The organism is Pseudomonas sp. Q1 (genome assembly GCF_009935975.1).
GTDB lineage: Bacteria > Pseudomonadota > Gammaproteobacteria > Pseudomonadales > Pseudomonadaceae > Aquipseudomonas > Aquipseudomonas palleroniana.
In genome coordinates this window covers 1-682 of the sequence record NZ_QODI01000060.1, presented here as the reverse complement: position 1 = coordinate 682, position 682 = coordinate 1, and the positions used below count along the sequence as shown (strand labels likewise).

Annotated in this window: 1 protein-coding gene; it reads left to right on the top strand. The window is 49.4% G+C overall.

Annotated elements, in window-relative coordinates; all coding sequences use genetic code 11:
* Positions 1 to 160: 160 nt before the first annotated feature.
* Positions 161 to 682 (top strand): zona pellucida domain-containing protein (locus DK870_RS29120; RefSeq protein WP_161550427.1); only part of this gene is annotated, 522 nt, incomplete at its 3' end.

Below are 682 nucleotides of genomic sequence, written 5' to 3'. Positions count from 1 at the left end.
CTCATTCCAGCAAAGAGGGCCTTTGGCGAGCCAGAAGCTGTTGAGTAGTCAGTATCACACCGCGATTCCGCAAACCCCTTCTAAGATAAACGACCCTGTACCACATCAGCGTGAGAAAACCGTGTCCGTGTACTGTCATGATGAAGAGATAGAGATTGTGATGAGTGCAGACTTGTTTGCGTCGGGGGTTCCAGTCAGTGCTGAGGAGCTGTTTCTGGGCTCCCCAACACAGCTTGTCAAAGCGTCTGCAGCGTCATGTGGAGCCGTGCAAACCGGGAAATCACAGTTGACAATACTTGCTTATTTCAAAGATTGTGGAACCAAACTACATGTAACTGGAGACTCCGTAGTATATTCAAATGTCATTGTGTACTCCCCTCTACCATCTCCTGATGGTGTACTTCGCCAGGAAAGTGCAGTCATACCTGTTGAGTGCCATTACCAGAGGCGGTACAGTGTTGACAGTGCGGCAGTGGCACCCACTTGGAGCCCATTTGTTTCCACAGTTTCTGCCACAGATTATCTGGACTTCAGCATCCGACTGATGAATGATGACTGGCAGTATGAGAGGGGCTCGAATGTCTATTTCCTTGGGGATACGATTCACCTTCAAGCATCGGTTACCTTGGCCAATCATGTCCCCCTCTTCCTGTTCATTGACTGGTGTGAGGCTACACCAACT